Genomic DNA, 18,256 nt, shown 5'->3' with positions numbered 1-18,256 from the left:
AAAGATCAAGGCTACACCTGCTTCGCTACTCCGCATCCTACGTTCGCTGTCGTCTGTGAACTCGCTACGCTCAAACAGCACAGCCTCCGGACGCTCTCTACGGATGCTTCGTTTAACGCTCATCAGCTGAGGCCTTTCATAGAACGCTTGGCGTTCTCCTGGGATGGCCGATACCACCTGTTAAATCCAGAAAGTCTTTGTTCTATAAGTATCGGTATCGGCCATCCTAAGCGGGTGAACGTCCGCTCCGGTGAAGCCGGTTGAGCCTTGATCTTTTGGTTACTTTTCTATCAAGAGAAAAGTAACATTCAATTCTGATTCAAATAACCTCCTTATAAATCAGATTTACTGTATTTCCATAAATACAGTCGGTATCCCCTCTGACTTAACGGCTACTATGCTCTTTCCTTTATTCAGATTTACTTTGATGCGAGCCCTGCCGTTATAGGCCTGGACCTTACGACTGCCGGTAGATGTACCCTGATTCTGAATCAATGTTCCATCACCTACCAGTTCAAATTCAAGATATTTCTTTGAATCTAGGCAACGAACGCCTTCCTTATCGTAAAGCAAAGCTTCCAACAGCACCGTGTCACCTTCACGAGACACAATATTCAATGTAGCAGAGGCTTCTTCTCCCCATTTTGCCGTCTGATATTCCTGGCTGATCTCATCCGTAATCTTTGTCTTTCCTTTTACGGCCACAGCACGAATCTCGTTCTTTCCTTCTTCATATACACAATTCCAACGCAGTCCGGCCGCCGGATAATCCTGACTGTTGCGTTTCTTCACTCCCTGGCTGACACCGTTCACGAACAACTCCACCTCGTCGCAGTTTGAATAGACCAATATTTCTTTGCGATCTCCCTGGTTACCCCAGCGCACCGGCCAGCTATGTCCGTAAATATGTACCATAGGCTCGGTCGTCCAGTATGACTGAAAGACATAATAACTTTCTTTCGGAGTGAAATCACGCTCTATTACCCCTTTCTGATTCACATACGGGACCGGATTTTCGGGACGAACAGGAGTTGAGAAATCCTTGAACGGCCAGTAAGCAGCCCCAGTCAGCCACGGCATTGTTTCCTGCTCTTTCAAATGCCAGTCGATCAGGCGGACAATATAACTTTCCGACCAGTCGCCATCCTTCGATGCACGGGCGGCGCCACCGTATAAGGAAGCATCCCCGGCACGTTCGTCGGCACCATTGCCGGATTCAATACCTTTCAGATTGGCAAATACATTCTCTGAATGACGGCGGGCGTGGCTGTCTCCTCCCCACTCCACATGCAGGAAACGTTTTACCTTCTGCATCTCCTGTTCCGAAACGGATTTATAATCAGTAAATACCCCACGATACCATCCGGCCCAGATAGAAGGAGAATAAACATCCACAATATCACTACAAAACTCACAGCGGCGGATGGCCGTCATACGGGTATCATCCAAGCGATGAGCCAGGTCATGCAATTCCTTCATAAAAGTACGGATAGCCCCTTTATCAAACTCACTGAAATCGTTGGGCCAATCATTTTCGTTACCCAGACCCCAGATAATAACGGCCGGGTGATTATGATGCTGATCGATCATATTAGCTAGCATACGACGGGCCTGTTCCTTATATACCGGACCTCCCAGACCTCCGCGGCACCAGGGGATTTCTTCCCAGACAAGGATACCCAAAGAATCACAAAGTTGGAGGATAATATCTGATTGCTGGTAATGTCCGAGACGGATAAAGTTCACACCCATATCCTTCATCAGCTGCATTTCCGTACGCATCATATCTTCAGTCATTGCCTGGGCTACTCCGGCATGATCTTCATGGCGGTGCGTTCCCTGAAGCAAAAGACGCCGGCCATTCAGGAAGAACGGGCCTTTTTCCTGAAATTCAAATTGACGGAAACCGAAGCGTTCTTCCGCTGTCAATGTCTGTCCGTCGGTATTTATAGTCAATTCGCAAGTATAAAGGTTGGGAGAATCCACGTCCCACAAGACGGGGTTTTTCACTTTTACTTCCGTCAGGAATTGATTGCCAAGAGGCTGAACATTTTCTATCGTTTGAGTAAATATCTGTTTGCGATTTGCATCATATACAGAGACAGTCACATCCGCCTTTCGTATATCTGCCGGATTATAGAAAGAGGCTTTGACTTTTACAGAACCTTCTTTCCGATTTGCCGAAAGTTCCGGTTCCAGGCGAATCTGTTCAAAAGAGGCTTTCGGAAGATAAACCAGGTTCAGGTAACGATACAGACCTCCGTAGAGATTAAAATCAGACAAATCGGACGGGATCATTTCCAGATCGCGCGAGTTATCGCAACGGATAGACAGAGGTACTTTTCCTTTGAAACGCTTCACCTGCTTATCATCCGCCATAAATGACTTCACGGCTTCCGTAATATCGACACTCCAACCGTCGTAACCACCGGTATGTTCTCCGACTAATGTGGTATAAACATATACTTTTGTCTTCTGTCCCGCTCCTTCAAAATCCAATATGATACGGCCATCCGCATAGGGATTATCAATTTTCAGCAGTGTTTTATACCAACCCGGTCCCTGATAATAATTCACATCGGGATCTACGGCATCTTCCGCATTGAAACAATGGGGAAGAGTGACTTTTTGCCAGACAGGAACCGTCTCCGGACTTCCCTGTGAAGCAGGGCGCACGGCTTCCCAGATTCCGCCCAGATCACCTTTCAGATATTCCCAGTTATCCGTTAATCGTATTTTTTGTTTAGAAGGTACTTTCCCTGCCATCGAAAAGCAACAAAACAGGAAAAGACAGGAAAAAAGAATGTTTCTCATTATTTATTCGTTTTATATTAGTTAATCATTATCAATAAAGATATACCAATGCAAAGATTGGTTAGTTCAGAATTTATCAAATATGAGTGTTTGTTTATAGCAACTGGTTGTACCTGGCTCCCCTCTCGAGAGGGGGAAGGGGGTGTGTCATATCCCCGCCATACAACCACCATAATCAGAGTCACTTGACTATTACAGGTTCATTTGCCGTTTGCTTCAGCTAACGGTTTACAAGTTGTTTCTCTCTTTTGGCTTCAGCCACATTTCTCCTAGATAGAAAACTGTAAGAAATGGGACTAAAGTCCAATGAGATAGACCACTTACTAATCCGTCAGCTGAAGCAGACGACAAATAAACCTGTTACAAGGCTTGTTTTATTGACTGGCTTTAACACACCCCCTACCCCCTCTCAAGAGGGGAGACAGTTACAACCAGTCAATAAACAGATGATTCAATTTTTTCTAAGTTCACAATATCGCTGTTCCTTCCTTCTCCAGTTTCTGTTTCCGGAGGAGGGCTTCCAGATAATAATAATCAGCATATACAATCGGGACATCCACCTCCACATTGTGCATTTTAGTACCTGTGCTATGCAATAGCAAGAAGCCTCTGTCTTTGCCGGCTGCCGCACGGTAGTTTGCTGACAGATTCTCAAGGATTGTATTTGCTTTTGTAACATAATCCTGGCGTTTAGCCGGATCATACATGCTTAACTCATATAAAGCGGAAGCTGTAACAGTTGCAGCAGAAGCATCGCGAGGCTCATTGGGTATTCCCGGAGCATTGAAATCCCAATAGGGAACAAGGTCTTCGGGCAATGTCGGACTGGAAAAGATATAATTTTCTATATGCTTCGCCTGTTCCAAAAACTCAGGCAAACCCGTTTCACGGTAACACACGGTATATCCGTAAAGTCCCCAAGCCTGTCCGCGCGACCAGGCCGATTCATGTGCATATCCCTGATGCGTATGTTTATGCAGCACTGCTCCGGTAATCGTATCATAGTCAACCACATGGTAAGAACTGTAATCATCGCGGAAATGATTCTTCATTGTCGTACGGGCATGATTTACAGCTACATTATAAAACAAAGAATCACCACTTGTCCTGAACGCCCAGAAAAGAAGTTCCAGGTTCATCATATTATCGATAATAACCGGACAATCCCATTTATCCCGGCTATGGTCCCATGAACGGATTATCCCCGCACCCTCTTTATAACGGGTAGTCAAGGTATAAGCAGCCTGTAACAGAACATCCTTATAAGCCGCATCCCCCGTCAGCCGGTAACCGTTTCCGAAACTGCAATAGACTTTAAAGCCCATATCATGCGTTCCGCCGTTCATTTTCTCACGTTCGATCAAGGCTGTTTGCTGCTGCGCCTTTTCTTTCCAAAAATCGTCCTTGGTATATTCATACATGTACCAAAGTTCACCCGGGAAAAATCCACTCGTCCAGTCGCGGGAAATAACCATATGCAACGTACCATCCGGTTCGACATTACGCGGACTGGCCAACGGGCCCAGATTTTGTTTATCACGTAATTCCTGCTTTTGTCTCGGTTCCGCACAACGGGCAGCATCCATCTCGACAAAAGCCTGTTTGAATTGTGTTCCGGCAAAAGCAAAGTTCTCCTGAACCAGATCGGGTTTCTCGATTCCGCAGGAAGCCATAGCAGCCAGTAACAGAAAAATAGGAGTTTTGAATTTCATATTCTTTCAACTAAATAAGATAAATCAATAATAACTAAAACAGAATAATCACAGCCACAACAGCGGATGACGAAGAGGAAAATTCCGTATCACCTCATCATTCTCCGGAAAATGTTCCAACTCCGACCAAAGGGAGAAATAATTTTCATCAGGCGTATCGCAGACGCTGAATAGCAAAGCTGTATGCGCCACCGGCCATTCATCCCAATACATCACATCTTTTTCAAACGGCCACGCAGACTTATCCTTTATATAGGGGTACAGCCAGGCCACCCCTTTCTGCATATTCCGTCCGTCTTCCGTTGTATATTGCCAGAGATTATTTGTATCATCGGAAAGGATATGGCACACTGTTGCCATAGCATCCAGATTGAAAAGGGAATATCCGTACGGTTTGGTTCTCGCCAATTCCAACGGAAAACTACCATCCGTATCCATCTGTCCCGGTAACAGAACTGTTTGATAACGTTCGCGGCAGAAGTCCAGCACCTCTCTATTCCCGGTATACTTTGCAAACTGGGCCGCCTGCATCACCCAGCAGGTACCATGGTTGTTTTTGGCATTCATCTCATCCTTTCCGTAAGGATGGTTCGTCAGCCAGTATAAATAGTTGGAAAACCAGTCTTTGGTAGCAACGGCATCTTCACAGGAAAGCAAACCGGCCTGTTCCATTACGATCAGTGACTGCACGACTTCCAACAGATGAATAGTATCGATTATTCCTATTCCACGGCCCGTAACAATTCCTTTTATTGCCTGGGCGTATTGAAGATCGGGATTCATCCGTGTCTCCGGATCAATGAACCAGGCACGGATATGTTTTAATGCCTGTACAATATATTTCTCATCTTTCGTCACGATCCAGGCAGAAGTCAAGTCTCCTACAATCGAACTGAAACGGATCATTGCATGGCGATGAGCAACAAAGTTCTCCGGATTCGTTTCCCCGTCACGCCGGATATAGGCACTGTCCGGATTAACCGGATCAGGCCACCAGTAATCACCTTCCGAATAAAAATCGTGTACCCCTCCGGCACTTCTCTCAGCGACAAAAGAAGTAATGGTGACAGGTTTTTGTGTTAAAGCCAGGTCTCCCCGGGTTATAATTTCCGTATGTAACAAATCTGATACCCGCTTTTGCAACCGCGTTCCGTCAGAACAACGGCAGCATACAAGTATTGTTGCAGAAATTAATAATAACAATTTTAGATTCATGGCATAGACAGATTATTTTCTGTCCAAAATTACGCCAAGCATCTCTTTCCGGTTTTTAATATTATCGCAAAAGCTTGCAGATTTATTACAAAAATGACATTTGATGAGATAATTATACAATACCGACAGATAATCGCATTCTAAATTTAAAATATTCCGTTCTATCCGTTATCTAGTATAAAAACGCATATTCATATGTATTCTCTTCTGCCGAATCACTGGATTTTTCACGTACAACCATACGAGTAATATAATCACCGGTAGTTGTAAAATGATATGTATAATTCACAGTCGTATCATCCTGACCGGAAATATTGTAGTAATAAGCAGATTCCGGCAAGTTCTTACTCTGATTACCATAAAATAGATTGAGCGGTGATAAGGCATCAAAACCGACCGGATTAAAAGAAGGTATTACACGCCATGGGAAATTACGTGGAGCTAAAGCCGTACTATATGTATATTCTATTCTTTTCTTATCCTGAGTAAATAAGGTAATATTGCCATTTTCCCAGGTATAAGCCTCTTCTTTATCGAATGTCTCCGATTTATAGCCGCTGCCATCTTCTACCGGCCAGTTCATTATTCGTGCTGCACTAACCAAACTAGCACCATTATATTTATAATTATATTCATCACTTGTATAGACCTCTTTATTCAAAGGGTTATCCTTCATAATAGATTTCCGTACAATGACATTTCCGCTCATAAGATACTCAATCCGCTCAATATCATCGCTGGGATTGACCATCGTTATCTTATTATCCACATATATAAACGGAACATTTTTACCTTTGACAAAATCCAATGAAGCAATCTTTCCTTCATTGGTGTATTTTACATTAACGAAAAAAACCACATCCGTCCCGTTCTTTGTACAAACGATTTGAGACAGTTTATCCAACTCCGGAACAACGGGCTTATCATCATCACCACACGATAACAACCCAATAGCCATTACCACTAATAAGAATACATACTTTTTCATCTCTTCCACATTTACTATTCAACCTCACAAAAGTAAAACATTTGGCAAAATAAAGGCAGATGTAACCAATTTTAAGTAATCTCTACATTTTAATAACATGGATTCACTCCCCTTTTATCAGCTGCTGTATCTTATTTTTATCGCCCACTACCCAGACCAGGTCGTCCGGTTCGAACACCGTATCGTTATCCGGCGTCATCAGCGAATCCCCGTTACGTTCGATCGCAACAATCAGGCAGTTGTACCGCCGGCCTACGTTCGACTGCATGATACTTTGTCCGAGGAACGGAAAACTGTCATCGACAACAAACGAATTGACCGTAACCTCTTTCGGCTGCCCGACCGAACAATCGGAACCGTTCTCCTGATCTTCCAGCTTAGCCTGAAAGGCTTTTAACTGTTCGTCGGTTCCTACCACAACCACCTTATCCTGCGGATAAATATGATCGGAACCACCGGGGATATAGATTTTATGATCACCACGGATGATCTCTACGATACTTACTCCAAACTCCTTCCTAAGCGGCAAATCCGACAGCGCTTTCCCTGCATAGGGAGAACAAGGGGAAACCGGAACTACGGCCAGGTGTATATCTTTATCACTTAACTGATTATTAAAACTCGCCTTCAACGGATTACGTTTCCGGTCGACCTCTTCCCTACGGTTCAGGTTAGTAAGGAAATGGGCTTCCAGCCTAGAATACTGGTTCAGGTCGCGGCGGAACAGAATAACAAGGATCAGGACTCCCACTGCAATAATAGCTCCGATGCCATATTGCACATGATAATATTTGATCAATACGATTGAAACAAACAAAATGGCGACGAATACCCTGAACAACACTAACGCCACCAGTTTCCCATGATTATATTTATTATCCTTCCACAGGCTCATAAACAACTCAGGCGAATTATTCTTGTTCGCCACCAATCCGGCCAGAAACGGTACCATCAGGAGAAGCGTCAGTACACTCATAATAATATTTCCCCACATCTCCATCGCCGGAAATTTTTCTACCAGCAACGGATAAATAACCTGGGTAGACAGCAACAAAATAGCCGTCAGCAACACCGAATGAATCAATATCTTTCCTACATAAATCTTTAATAGCTTACGCCAGTCGCTTTCATGGTTGATCGTTTTCGTTCCGGAAGAATAGCGGTCCAGAAAATCGCGCGTCTTATCCGGCAACACCTTGTACAGCCACTCAGCAAACGGTCCCGACAAACGGATAAAATAAGGAGTTGTAAAAGTCGTTATCACCGACACGGCAACGATAATCGGATAGACATACTCGTCGAGTACCTTCAACGACACCCCTAAAGCCGCAATGATAAAGGCAAATTCTCCGATCTGAGCCAGACTGAAACCCGACTGAATTGATGTTTTCAGCGGTTGTCCGGACAGAAGTACTCCGAAAGACGAAAAGAAAGCCTTCCCCACGATCGTCACCAACGTGATCAGAATGACAGGCCATGCATATTGCACCAGGACAGCCGGATCGACCAGCATGCCCACCGACACGAAAAAGATGGCGCCAAACAAATCCTTGACAGGCTTGATAATATGTTCGATGCGCTCCGCCTCTATCGTTTCGGCGAGGATAGACCCCATGATAAAAGCCCCCAAAGCAGCCGAGAAACCCGTTTTCGTCGCTACCACCACCATTCCCAGACACAGGCCCAATGCAATAACCAGCAACGTTTCATCATTCATCAGCTTCTTCACCTTTTTCAGGAAAGCCGGAATAATAAATATACCTACCAGAAACCAGAGAATCAGGAAAAAGGCGACCTTCAGGATACTACCGATCATTTCCTCCCCGGCAAACTCCTGGCTCACCGCCATCGTTGAAAGCAAGACCATCATAATAATGGCAACCAGGTCCTCGACGACCAATGTCCCGAACACAATCCCCGTAAACCGCTGGCTTCGCAAGCCAAGGTCATCAAAAGCCTTTATAATGATCGTTGTCGACGACATCGACAGCATCCCGCCCAGAAATATGGAATTCATCGTAGACCATCCCAGCAGATGCCCGACCAGATAACCAACGATCAGCATCGTTATCACCTCGGTCATCGCTGTAATAAAAGCGGTAGAACCGACATTCATCAACTTTTTGAAACTAAACTCAAGTCCCAGGGCAAACAGCAGGAAGACGACTCCCATCTCCGCCCACAAATTAATATTTTCAACGTCTACAACCGTAGGAAAAATCTGTACATAAGGCCCGGCCAGTAAACCGGCGACGATATACCCCAGCACCAGGGGTTGTTTCAGCCATTTAAATAATAAAGTAATTATCCCTGCGGATATAAGAATCAATGCAAGATCGGAAATCAAATCAGGTAAATGCGACATACACTATATTATTGATTAATCTGTTAGCTAACAAAAATAACATTTTTCCGTATTTTATCAAGTACAGCCAATGCTTTTTTCTAACTTTGCTAGAAATAAATAAAAACATCTATCTATTTACTTAAATCTGTTAGTATATGAAAAACAAGATTATTCTCTTTCTTGTTCTGTGTTTCTGTTTTAATTTAGCAGGATTCGCGCAAAGTACCGTTCATGAATCGGTCAAGTTCCAAAGTAAAAAGTTAGGAAAAGAGGTCTCCTACTCGATCTATCTCCCGGACGGATACAACAGCTCCGAACGTTATTATCCGGTGCTTTACCTGCTGCACGGTTATACCGATGATGAAACCATGTGGATACAAACCGGGCAGATGCAGGAAATTACCGACCGCGCCATCTGTAGCGACCAGGCCGTGCCTATGATCGTTGTCATGCCGGATGCCTGGGATACCTGGTATATCAACCAATACGATGGGAAGGTACCCTACGAAGACATGTTTTTTGAAGAGTTGATTCCCCATATCGAAAAGACCTACCGCGCCCGCAGTAACAAAGAGTTCCGTGCCATCGCCGGACTGTCGATGGGAGGTTACGGTTCGTTCCTTTACACCCTGCATCATCCGGATATGTTTTCCGCCTGTGCCCCGCTTAGCGCCGCTATTTTCGACGACAGCGTGATGGAACGCCGCCAGGCCGAATCCCACAAAGACCTCTTCGCCCGCCTGTTCGGTCCCGGACTGGATTACTGGCACAAAAACAGCGTCTTAAAAATGCTTTCCGAACTGGATAAAAAGGATCTGCCCCGCATCCGTTATTACATCGACTGCGGAGACCAGGACGGTCTGCTGGATGGTAATTTCCAGGCCCATAAGATCATGCGGGAGAAAGGGATAAAGCATGAATTTCGTGTCAGAGGCGGCGGACATACCTGGTTATACTGGCGTACGGCATTACCCAACGTCCTGGAATTTGTCAGCGGAGCATTCCGGAGGGATCAATAGTAATCAGTACCAAGATACCCCCAGAACATACCGGTGCGCCCCACTATGCACAACAATTACATACTCACATTCTTGCGCCTGAAGGCACGCTACTGCTTTATCTGTGTCATCTGTGGACCATATAGAAACTTGATACATTAAGTTCAATTATTTCTAAATTGGCATATTGGCTCATTTTTTCTATAATGGAACTATTGCCCATCAACTCATTATTTCTTATACCAAACCGGACCCGGCTGATTTCCCATTTCAAACTCAAGCGTTGCGCCGCTCATGATCTGGTCGTGGGTGATATAGCTCTTGTCGTAAGGCTGGCCATTCAGTTTGACTGACTGGATATAGATATTCTCCGCATTTACTCCCGGAGCTAAAATCTTGAATACTTTACCATCCGCCAAATGCATTTTTACTTCCGGGAACAAAGGTGTTCCTATCTCATACTGTCCGCCTACCGGATCGACAGGATAAAATCCCATCGCACTGAAAACGAACCAGGCCGACATCTGTCCGCAATCTTCATTACCACAGATACCATCCGGCGCATTCAGATACAAATCATGCAAAACCTGAGCCACATACTTCTGCGTCTTCCAGGGTTGTCCCACCTTATTATACAGATAAATAACATGATGGCTCGGTTCGTTACCATGCGCATATTGTCCGATCATACCTGTACTGAAAATTGGCAGGTCTTCTTTCGCATCCGGAGCATACGTAAACATGCTATCCAGCTTTTCCGTGAAACGCTCCTTGCTGCCCAGCAAACCGATCAAGCCGTCCAGATCCTGCGGAACATACCAGAAATACTGCCATGCATTACTTTCGCAGATATCTTCCGTATAATCTTTCGCATTGAACGGAGTTACGAAATTACCCTTTTCATCACGCGGCTGCATAAAGGTCGTTTCAGGATTATAGACATTGCGATAGTTCTGTGAACGTTTATAGAATTCATCCGCAATCGCTTTCTTTCCCATCTTTTCCGCCATACGGGCAATGCAATAGTCATCGTAAGCATATTCCATTGTTTTGGACAACGACCAGTTTTCCCATTTTTCCGGATCACTGTTAGCCGGTACATATCCCAACTTCTTATACTCCCCGATACCCCGGTAATCATCTCGGTTAGCCGTAGCAACACATGCCTGTAAAGCCAGTTCCGGATTAAAAGTACTGATACCTTTCAGGTAAGCATCCACAATCACAGGAACAGCGTGATAACCGATCATCATATTCGTTTCATGCCCATACAGGTTCCACAAAGGAAGGGCGCCATTCTGTTCGTAGAATTTCAGGAAACCCTGAATCATATCGTTCACACGTTTCGGGTCCGTATAAGTGTACAACGGATGGGCTGCCCGGTAAGTATCCCACAAAGAGAAGGTCGAATAATTATTCCAACCGTCAGCCTTATGTATCTGATTATCCGGACCATAATACGAGCCGTCCACATCACTGAAAATAGTCGGGGCGATCATCGTATGATACATGGCGGTATAGAACTTAACCAGGTCATCTGTATTATTGCCGTTCACTTCGATCTTCGACAATTCTTTGTTCCAGCGGGCAACAGCCTCCGTATGATAACGGTCAAAATCGTTGACCGGCACTTCTGCCTGAAGGTTCTTTGCCGCACCTTCCATGCTCACACCCGAAATAGCCGTATTCACCAGAATCTCTTCGTCCTTTTCCGTATTAAAATCGAAACGGGCGACATAGGCTGTACCGATACGGCCTTTATCCTTCGTCACAATCGCCGTTGTATCCATATGGTAAGCAACAAACGGTTTGGAGAAACGGGTCTGGAAATAGACATGCTGGTCGGGCGACCATCCCTGTGAAAAACGGTAACCGCGGATAGTAACGGAATCGACCACCTCGATATAAGAATCAAGCGTAAAATCCCAGTTCATCGCTTTCTTCAGATTCAGGAAAACGGAGGCTTCCGCCTTCGGGAACGTATAACGCTGGATACCGCAGCGTTCGGTAGCCGTCAATTCGACATTAATATTATAGTCTTTCAGCAACACCCGGTAATAACCGGCCGAAGCAGCCTCGTCATTATGTGAAAAAGTGGAATAAATACCCAGCGGTGCTTCAGCCTCTTTATACGGACGGGTCACCGGCATAAAGGAAATATCATATAAATCTCCTGCCCCGGTACCGGAAAGATGCGTATGGCTGAAACCGGCAATCGTCGTATCCGGATAAAAATAGCCTGAGATACGGTCCCATCCGGGCAACCCGTTATCAGGACTTAACTGCACCATACCGAAAGGAGCCTGTGCTCCCGGGTAAGTATTCCCGGTAAAATCAGTACCGATCATAGGATTAACATACTGCGCATAATCCGCCTCCTGTTGTTTCTCCGGCGTGCAGGCCATCAAAGCCAGCAAGGAGACCGCCAATAAAGTGATGTGCCTCATTTGTTTATAAATTGTTTAAGTCTTGACAAATATACAAAAAGAGACGTAACATTTAAACAATGTACGTCTCTTTCTATAACTAAATTCCAATGTCTATGGTTTATTAACCTTCATTTTCTTCTTCGTCCTCTTCATCCGGTTCTTCTACCGGCGGTTTTCTTACAAAGAATGCACTTAATTCGTACAAACCGTAAAGCGGGAAGAACACGACACTCAGTGTAAACGGATCGCTACTTGGTGTTATAAATGCTGCGGCAACAAGCAATCCCACAATGGCATGGCGCCTGTACTTATGGAAAAATCCTCTGTGCAGCAATCCCAGCTTCGACAACAACCACGATACCAACGGCATTTCGAAAACAATCCCCATCACAAAGATCAGCATCAGGAAGTTATCCATATACGAATCCAGGGAAACCTGTTCGGTTATATTAGCACTCAGTTGATACGTTGCCAAAAATCGAAGAGTCATCGGAAACACCATAAAATAACCTACGGCACATCCCAGGAAAAACATAATCGTTCCGAAAAAGAATACCCAGCGGATATTTTTCTTTTCGTTCTCATACAAAGCCGGACTGATAAATCTCCATACCTCATACATCAGATAAGGGAAAGTCAATACAAGGGCCAGCCAGAATGAGGTAGTCATATGAGTAAAGAACTGAGATGCCAGCTTGATATTTACTATATCTACATGAAAAGTATCATTGCAGAAATCAGGTAAAACATCAAACCACGGACTAATATCAATAAGCCACTTGTTCAGTTCACACAACCAACGATAAAGAATAAAATCAGCATAGCAGGGAGCCATAATAACGTGATCGAAAAGATCACGCATAAAAGCAAAACTACCGATAGCAAAAACAAAGAGCGCCAGAATAGAACGGAATAAAGTCCAACGAAGTTCTTCCAGGTGGTCCCAGAAGGACATTTCATCTTGTTCCAATTCTTCCATTTCGTCTACTTCTTATCGTTGTCGTCCAGCTTAATGTCGTCTTCTAATCCTTTTACACCGTCTTTAAAGTTCTTCACACCTTTACCGATACCTTTCATCAGTTCAGGGATTTTCTTTCCACCGAAAAGCAACAACACAACAATAGCGATGATAACGATTTCGCCTGTACCTAAATTTCCTAAAAATAGTAATTCGTTCATGATATTATAAATATTAGTCGTTAATATTCTCCTTTTAATAGGGGCAAAGATACTATTTGTAACGAATAGTCACTCCATTATTCTAAATTTATTACCTTTGCACCGTCTTAAAAAACTGAAATTAGAAAAAGATTAGAAAGATGAAAGCTTATGTATTTCCCGGTCAGGGTGCACAGTTTGTCGGAATGGGAAAAGACCTTTACGATAACAATCCCCTTGCAAAAGAGATGTTTGAGAAAGCAAACGAAATTCTCGGTTTCCGCATTACAGATCTGATGTTCGCAGGAACAGACGAAGATCTGAGACAAACCAAGGTTACACAGCCTGCCATATTCTTACACTCGGTTATCCTCGCTAAAACTTTAGGCGACCAGTTCAAACCGGATATGACAGCCGGGCACTCCCTGGGTGAGTTCTCTGCACTTGTTGCAGCCGGAGCACTATCTTTTGAAGATGGTCTGGTATTGGTTTCCAAACGTGCCATGGCTATGCAGAAAGCTTGCGAAGCCACTCCTTCTACGATGGCTGCCGTACTGGCTTTGCCGGATGCAACAGTTGAAGAAATCTGCGCAAGTATTACAGACGAAGTAGTTGTTTGTGCAAACTACAACTGTCCGGGTCAGCTGGTTATCTCCGGTTCAATCCCCGGTATCGACGTTGCCTGCGAAAAGATGCTGGCTGCCGGTGCAAAACGTGCATTGAAGTTGAAGGTGGGCGGTGCATTCCACTCTCCGTTGATGGAGCCGGCCCGTGCCGAACTGGCTGCCGCTATCGAAGCGACTCCGATCCACAAACCTTCTTGCCCTGTTTACCAGAATGTAAGCACAAAAGGTGAAACCGATCCTGAAACCATCAAGGCCAACCTGATCGCCCAGCTGACAGCTCCGGTTCGTTGGACTCAAAGCGTTCAGAACATGATCGCCGACGGTGCCGACCATTTCATCGAATTAGGACCGGGTGCCGTACTGCAAGGATTAGTCAAGAAAATCAATAAAGAAATGACTACGGAAGGTATGCAATAAGCTACAAATCCATGTATATAAAAAAGGTTGGCAAAAGAATATTGCCAACCTTTTTTTATTCTTAAATATGACTTCTACGATATACTTAATAATTCAATATTTATCAAAAGTGAATGTTACTTTTCTCTTGATAGAAAAGTAACCAAAAGATCAAGGCTCAACCGGCTTCACTGCTTCGGTGAAAGACTCCACTCGAAAATCCGAAACTCGCTACGCTCAAACAACGGATTTTCTTTACCGTTCCGTCTTTCACCTACGCGGACGTTCACCCGCTTAGGCCTTTCCAAGGAAGCTGTGCTTCCTCCTAGGATGGCCGAGACAGACACTTATATAATATAACAGATCCTCTCTTTTTCAACAGCCGGTATCGGCAATCCCAGAAGAACGCAAAGCGTTCTATGAAAGGCCTCAGCTGATGAGCGTTAAACGAAGCAGCCGCAGAGAGCGTCCGGAGGCTGTGCTGTTTGAGCGAAGCGAGTTCACAGACGACAGCGAACGGAGGATGCGCAGTAGCGAAGCAGGTGTAGCCTTGATCTTTTGCCTACTTTTCCATCAAGGGAAAAGTAGGTTCAATTATTTCTAAACACAAACCAAACTCCCAATAACAATACCCCTCCCCCACCCAGCACCCACCAAACCGGCAAGCGCCCCAGCGACCAGCCGCTTTCTTTCTGCTCCGTAGCCACAGTTTCCCGCAGTCGGCGGCTTTCCTGCCGCGAAAGTGAGAGCAGGGTATCCTGACTGACAGATACCTGCCGGCAGTCCGCGACAGCACGCCTTATTTGCCCTACATACTGCCTGCCATTGCTGTCGGGTGCGGAAAGCGACACCTCTTCCCACCGGAGCACCGTTTGCATATCAGACTTCCATAAATGCTCCGCCCTCAAACTATCACACCGTTCTGCAACCAACGAATCCCTTTCCCCGAACGTCCGGTCGGTAGCCACCCGCCTCCCCGTCTTACAGCCACTGCCTGCCAACATGATACATAAACACAACACCATCCCCTTATCCTTCTTTCTCATCCCTTCTGATCTTATATTTATAACTATAATCCACCCCGAATAACGCCCCTGAAAACGTCGACACCTCACCGAACCCCACCAACACCGAGTTATGTATCTCCCCTGCCGGACTACACCAAAACCCCATAAACAACAATACAACACCTGCCAGCGACAACAAAACCGCCACCCATAACTGGCAACTAAGCGGCCAACCCCTTCTTTTACAATATCCCATACTCCTCCTCCGCATCAAAACAAGGACACTCTTTCAACCATTCATCCCGCGTGATCTTCCCGTCGCCATTCTGGTCGGGCGACAAATCACGGTGCCCGCAGATCCGGCATCCCGGATACTGCACCAGCAGCAGCAACAGCAATCCCCTGATAGACAATTTCTGCCTCTCCGTACGCGTATCTTTCGGATGCCCGCCGGCATCCAGCCCACCTTCGTAACAAATCCCCAGGCTGAACGCGTTATACCCTCTCACATGTGCCGGAATCTGCTCCGGCGGACGCATCGGCACGACCTCACCCGAACGGCGGATATAATAATTATAACCGGCCGAAAAGAAACCACGCGCCTTATGGTCACGTTCCAGCTGCTCCGGCGTATACTCCATCGTCTCACGGGTAGCCGAACAATGCAAAACAATCAGATTAATTTTTCTCATGATTCAATTCTGTTTATCGTTAATATGAAAGCAAATGTACAGGAAGGGGAAAGTATGGAATCGGTTTAAATGGGAATAGCAGGGAATAAGAGGGAATAAAACAGATTTTACCGGGAACCTGAGTATTCAGGTAAAGAGACAAGGATTGAACCCGAACACGTTCACCGTCCCGCTTCGTTTATTTATTATCAAATATTCCAGGTCTCAGGATCGCCCAGATGATCCACCAGGATCTCCACCTGGCGCGGCGTAAACATACGCTGTCCCTTGCGGTAACCCGCTTTCTTCAGATCATCCAGCAACTCTTCATCCCGTCTGATCCACAACGACAACTGTGCAGAAGCCGATTTCGGTAAAATACCCGGGAAATACAACCGAGCCAGTTCCGTATGCCCCCATACCTTGCTCTTATCCATGATTGTTTTGTTTTTGTTGTTTTTCTTTCAGTTGCAAATATTCCTCGTAAGTGATACCGCCGGACGACACATTCTCCGGTTTCTCCTCCTTCTTTCGTGCCGCCTTATAACGGTTTGTCTCCGCCAGGCGTTCGCCCATAAACTGCATCAGCGCACTGGTGACAGTCAACGCATCCACCATCCCGTAAAAACGGCCGTAACGCCCACATTTCAGCCGATGGAAAAACAACAGCAATTCCGTCACCTTCAGATAAGGATATTCCGCCAACACCAGACGCGACAACTCGCGCTGGCGGTTGACCGGCATTTTCTCTTTCACCCCGACGAACAAGTTAATATCTTCCAGCAGAGCGCATATAAACACCATGACCACCAACTCGCCATACCCCAGGCAAACCGTTTCCAGCATGGGAGCCGTACCGAAATAAGCACGCTCGGTATAACGGGCGGCCATTACCTGCATATCCGGTTTAAACGTATTCAGGAATTTCTCCGCATTCCCGTAACGAGCCGTCATATCAGCAACATCTTGTTGCTTCTTCAGCCATGCGGAGGAGTTCTTCCCGTCGGGCAGCTTCTCCGTTATCGTCTGAAAATCGAGTTTCATTTGATTTTCCATATTGTGTAGATTGATTTACATTTTGATTTCCATTTCCATTTTCCGGGGTTTTCGTTACAGAAACCGGAGTTTCTGTTGCAATAACCGGGGTTTCTGCAACAATAACCCCTTCATTCGCCCAATTATCCGGTATTTCGAGATCCGGATCGATCTTTATTCCGAGTCTTTTACTGATCTCCCGGAAGCGTCTCTGTATCGCCAGCGAAGAAAGTACCTGCCGGTATTCCAGCAGTTCCCTGTCGAACAACTGAAGATCTATACAATAAAGGACCGCCTCACTAACCGTGGCCTCGTCCAACCCCAGGATAACAGAGATATCGAAACAGAAATCACTGTCGTAAGAAATATAATACCCCTTCTCCCGGTAAATTTCACAAAGGATCGCTAAATAAATACAGATGCCCTTACACCCGTACTTTCGGAGCAGGCGTTGTATTTTCCTGTCCGAATACAGGTCCGTATCCAGCGGAAAATAGCCCAGTCCTTTTTTTAATGGTCTAGCCATAATTTTAATTTTTAAAATGTTGATTACCTGAAGCACCAACGGTTAACAAATCCGGTGCGAAAGAAAGGAAGTGATTTACAATAAAAGTCTTTGGCGTGTACAAAAACAGTAAAAGTTGAACTCCAAACTCCCGTTTAAAATTCAACCCTTAGACTCTTTATGCGGTAAACATAGGAAAATATATTTTTAAAACCTATTTTTCCGGTAAAAATCCAGGGCGACCGCACCAAAATTCCTCTAAAAAGTTTATCATTGCAAAATGAATACCTCTAATTATTTTTCAGAAGTGACAGATCCTCGTGTAACAGGTCGCTGTCTACATTTGTTGTCAGAT

General features: G+C 45.2%; 17 protein-coding genes. 3 read left to right on the top strand and 14 right to left on the bottom strand.

The features are described 5' to 3' along the window. Positions 1 to 345 precede the first annotated feature (345 nt). The 5 genes from NBH15_RS24010 to NBH15_RS23990 form a co-directional block, all read right to left on the bottom strand. Positions 346 to 2,814 (bottom strand): glycoside hydrolase family 2 protein, encoded by a 2,469-nt coding sequence (locus NBH15_RS24010; protein WP_244051224.1) that lies wholly within the window; start codon positions 2,812 to 2,814, stop codon positions 346 to 348. Positions 2,815 to 3,281: 467 nt separating this feature from the next. Beyond that, positions 3,282 to 4,526: a glycoside hydrolase family protein gene (locus tag NBH15_RS24005; RefSeq protein ID WP_128134007.1), complete on the bottom strand. Its 1,245-nt coding sequence runs from the start codon at positions 4,524 to 4,526 to the stop codon at positions 3,282 to 3,284. Between the two features lie 48 nt (positions 4,527 to 4,574). Beyond that, positions 4,575 to 5,741: an alginate lyase family protein gene (locus NBH15_RS24000; RefSeq protein ID WP_244051225.1), complete on the bottom strand. Its 1,167-nt coding sequence runs from the start codon at positions 5,739 to 5,741 to the stop codon at positions 4,575 to 4,577. 172 nt (positions 5,742 to 5,913) lie between these two features. Continuing rightward, entirely contained in the window at positions 5,914 to 6,729 is an 816-nt protein-coding gene (locus NBH15_RS23995) for a DUF5032 domain-containing protein (protein WP_128134006.1), read from the bottom strand. 103 nt (positions 6,730 to 6,832) lie between these two features. Then, the gene (locus tag NBH15_RS23990) at positions 6,833 to 9,094 is read right to left on the bottom strand and encodes a monovalent cation:proton antiporter family protein (protein WP_128134005.1); all 2,262 of its coding nucleotides are present in this window, start codon (positions 9,092 to 9,094) and stop codon (positions 6,833 to 6,835) included. Between the two features lie 137 nt (positions 9,095 to 9,231). Between NBH15_RS23990 and NBH15_RS23985 the strand changes: the two genes are divergently transcribed. Beyond that, positions 9,232 to 10,095: an alpha/beta hydrolase gene (locus NBH15_RS23985; RefSeq protein ID WP_128134004.1), complete on the top strand. Its 864-nt coding sequence runs from the start codon at positions 9,232 to 9,234 to the stop codon at positions 10,093 to 10,095. Positions 10,096 to 10,304: 209 nt separating this feature from the next. On the opposite strand, the gene NBH15_RS23980 is transcribed toward NBH15_RS23985, so the two are convergent. From NBH15_RS23980 to NBH15_RS23970, 3 genes are all read right to left on the bottom strand, one after another. After that, complete coding sequence (locus tag NBH15_RS23980; protein WP_244051226.1) at positions 10,305 to 12,521, bottom strand: GH92 family glycosyl hydrolase; 2,217 nt, start codon at positions 12,519 to 12,521, stop codon at positions 10,305 to 10,307. 103 nt (positions 12,522 to 12,624) lie between these two features. Next, positions 12,625 to 13,482, bottom strand: coding sequence for a twin-arginine translocase subunit TatC (gene tatC, locus NBH15_RS23975; RefSeq protein WP_128134003.1), 858 nt, complete (start codon positions 13,480 to 13,482; stop codon positions 12,625 to 12,627). Positions 13,483 to 13,487: 5 nt separating this feature from the next. Further along, positions 13,488 to 13,682, bottom strand: a complete 195-nt coding sequence (locus tag NBH15_RS23970; RefSeq protein WP_007652767.1) for a Sec-independent protein translocase subunit TatA/TatB — start codon at positions 13,680 to 13,682, stop codon at positions 13,488 to 13,490. A 140-nt stretch (positions 13,683 to 13,822) separates the two neighbouring features. Here NBH15_RS23970 and fabD point away from each other — a divergent pair, with 140 nt between their 5' ends. Together fabD and NBH15_RS23960 are read left to right on the top strand one after the other, a co-directional pair. Then, the gene (gene fabD / locus NBH15_RS23965; protein ID WP_128134002.1) at positions 13,823 to 14,704 is read left to right on the top strand and encodes an ACP S-malonyltransferase; all 882 of its coding nucleotides are present in this window, start codon (positions 13,823 to 13,825) and stop codon (positions 14,702 to 14,704) included. 415 nt (positions 14,705 to 15,119) lie between these two features. Continuing rightward, on the top strand, positions 15,120 to 15,287 hold the full coding sequence (locus NBH15_RS23960) for a hypothetical protein (protein ID WP_158579702.1): 168 nt from the start codon (positions 15,120 to 15,122) through the stop codon (positions 15,285 to 15,287). Here the strand turns inward: NBH15_RS23960 and NBH15_RS23955 are convergent. From NBH15_RS23955 to NBH15_RS23930, 6 genes are all read right to left on the bottom strand, one after another. Further along, positions 15,274 to 15,729 (bottom strand): hypothetical protein, encoded by a 456-nt coding sequence (locus NBH15_RS23955; RefSeq protein ID WP_244051227.1) that lies wholly within the window; start codon positions 15,727 to 15,729, stop codon positions 15,274 to 15,276. The genes NBH15_RS23960 and NBH15_RS23955 overlap by 14 nt on opposite strands. Next, on the bottom strand, positions 15,713 to 15,946 hold the full coding sequence (locus tag NBH15_RS23950) for a hypothetical protein (protein ID WP_128135555.1): 234 nt from the start codon (positions 15,944 to 15,946) through the stop codon (positions 15,713 to 15,715). Before NBH15_RS23950 ends, NBH15_RS23955 begins: the two co-directional genes overlap by 17 nt. Continuing rightward, positions 15,933 to 16,382: an N-acetylmuramoyl-L-alanine amidase gene (locus NBH15_RS23945; RefSeq protein WP_128135554.1), complete on the bottom strand. Its 450-nt coding sequence runs from the start codon at positions 16,380 to 16,382 to the stop codon at positions 15,933 to 15,935. The genes NBH15_RS23950 and NBH15_RS23945 overlap by 14 nt, the downstream gene beginning before the upstream one ends. Positions 16,383 to 16,570: 188 nt before the next feature. After that, positions 16,571 to 16,798 carry a DUF4248 domain-containing protein gene (locus NBH15_RS23940; RefSeq protein WP_128135553.1) on the bottom strand — a complete coding sequence of 76 codons (228 nt, stop codon included), beginning with the start codon at positions 16,796 to 16,798 and terminating at the stop codon, positions 16,571 to 16,573. Beyond that, complete coding sequence (locus NBH15_RS23935; RefSeq protein ID WP_233567555.1) at positions 16,791 to 17,405, bottom strand: DUF6633 family protein; 615 nt, start codon at positions 17,403 to 17,405, stop codon at positions 16,791 to 16,793. The genes NBH15_RS23940 and NBH15_RS23935 overlap by 8 nt, the downstream gene beginning before the upstream one ends. Continuing rightward, complete coding sequence (locus NBH15_RS23930; RefSeq protein ID WP_250823731.1) at positions 17,317 to 17,922, bottom strand: DUF4373 domain-containing protein; 606 nt, start codon at positions 17,920 to 17,922, stop codon at positions 17,317 to 17,319. The genes NBH15_RS23935 and NBH15_RS23930 overlap by 89 nt, the downstream gene beginning before the upstream one ends. Positions 17,923 to 18,256: the final 334 nt, after the last annotated feature.

Source organism: Parabacteroides caeci (assembly GCF_023656795.1).
Classification (GTDB): Bacteria; Bacteroidota; Bacteroidia; order Bacteroidales; family Tannerellaceae; genus Parabacteroides; species Parabacteroides segnis.
This window is presented reverse-complemented; position numbering and strand designations above follow the sequence as displayed.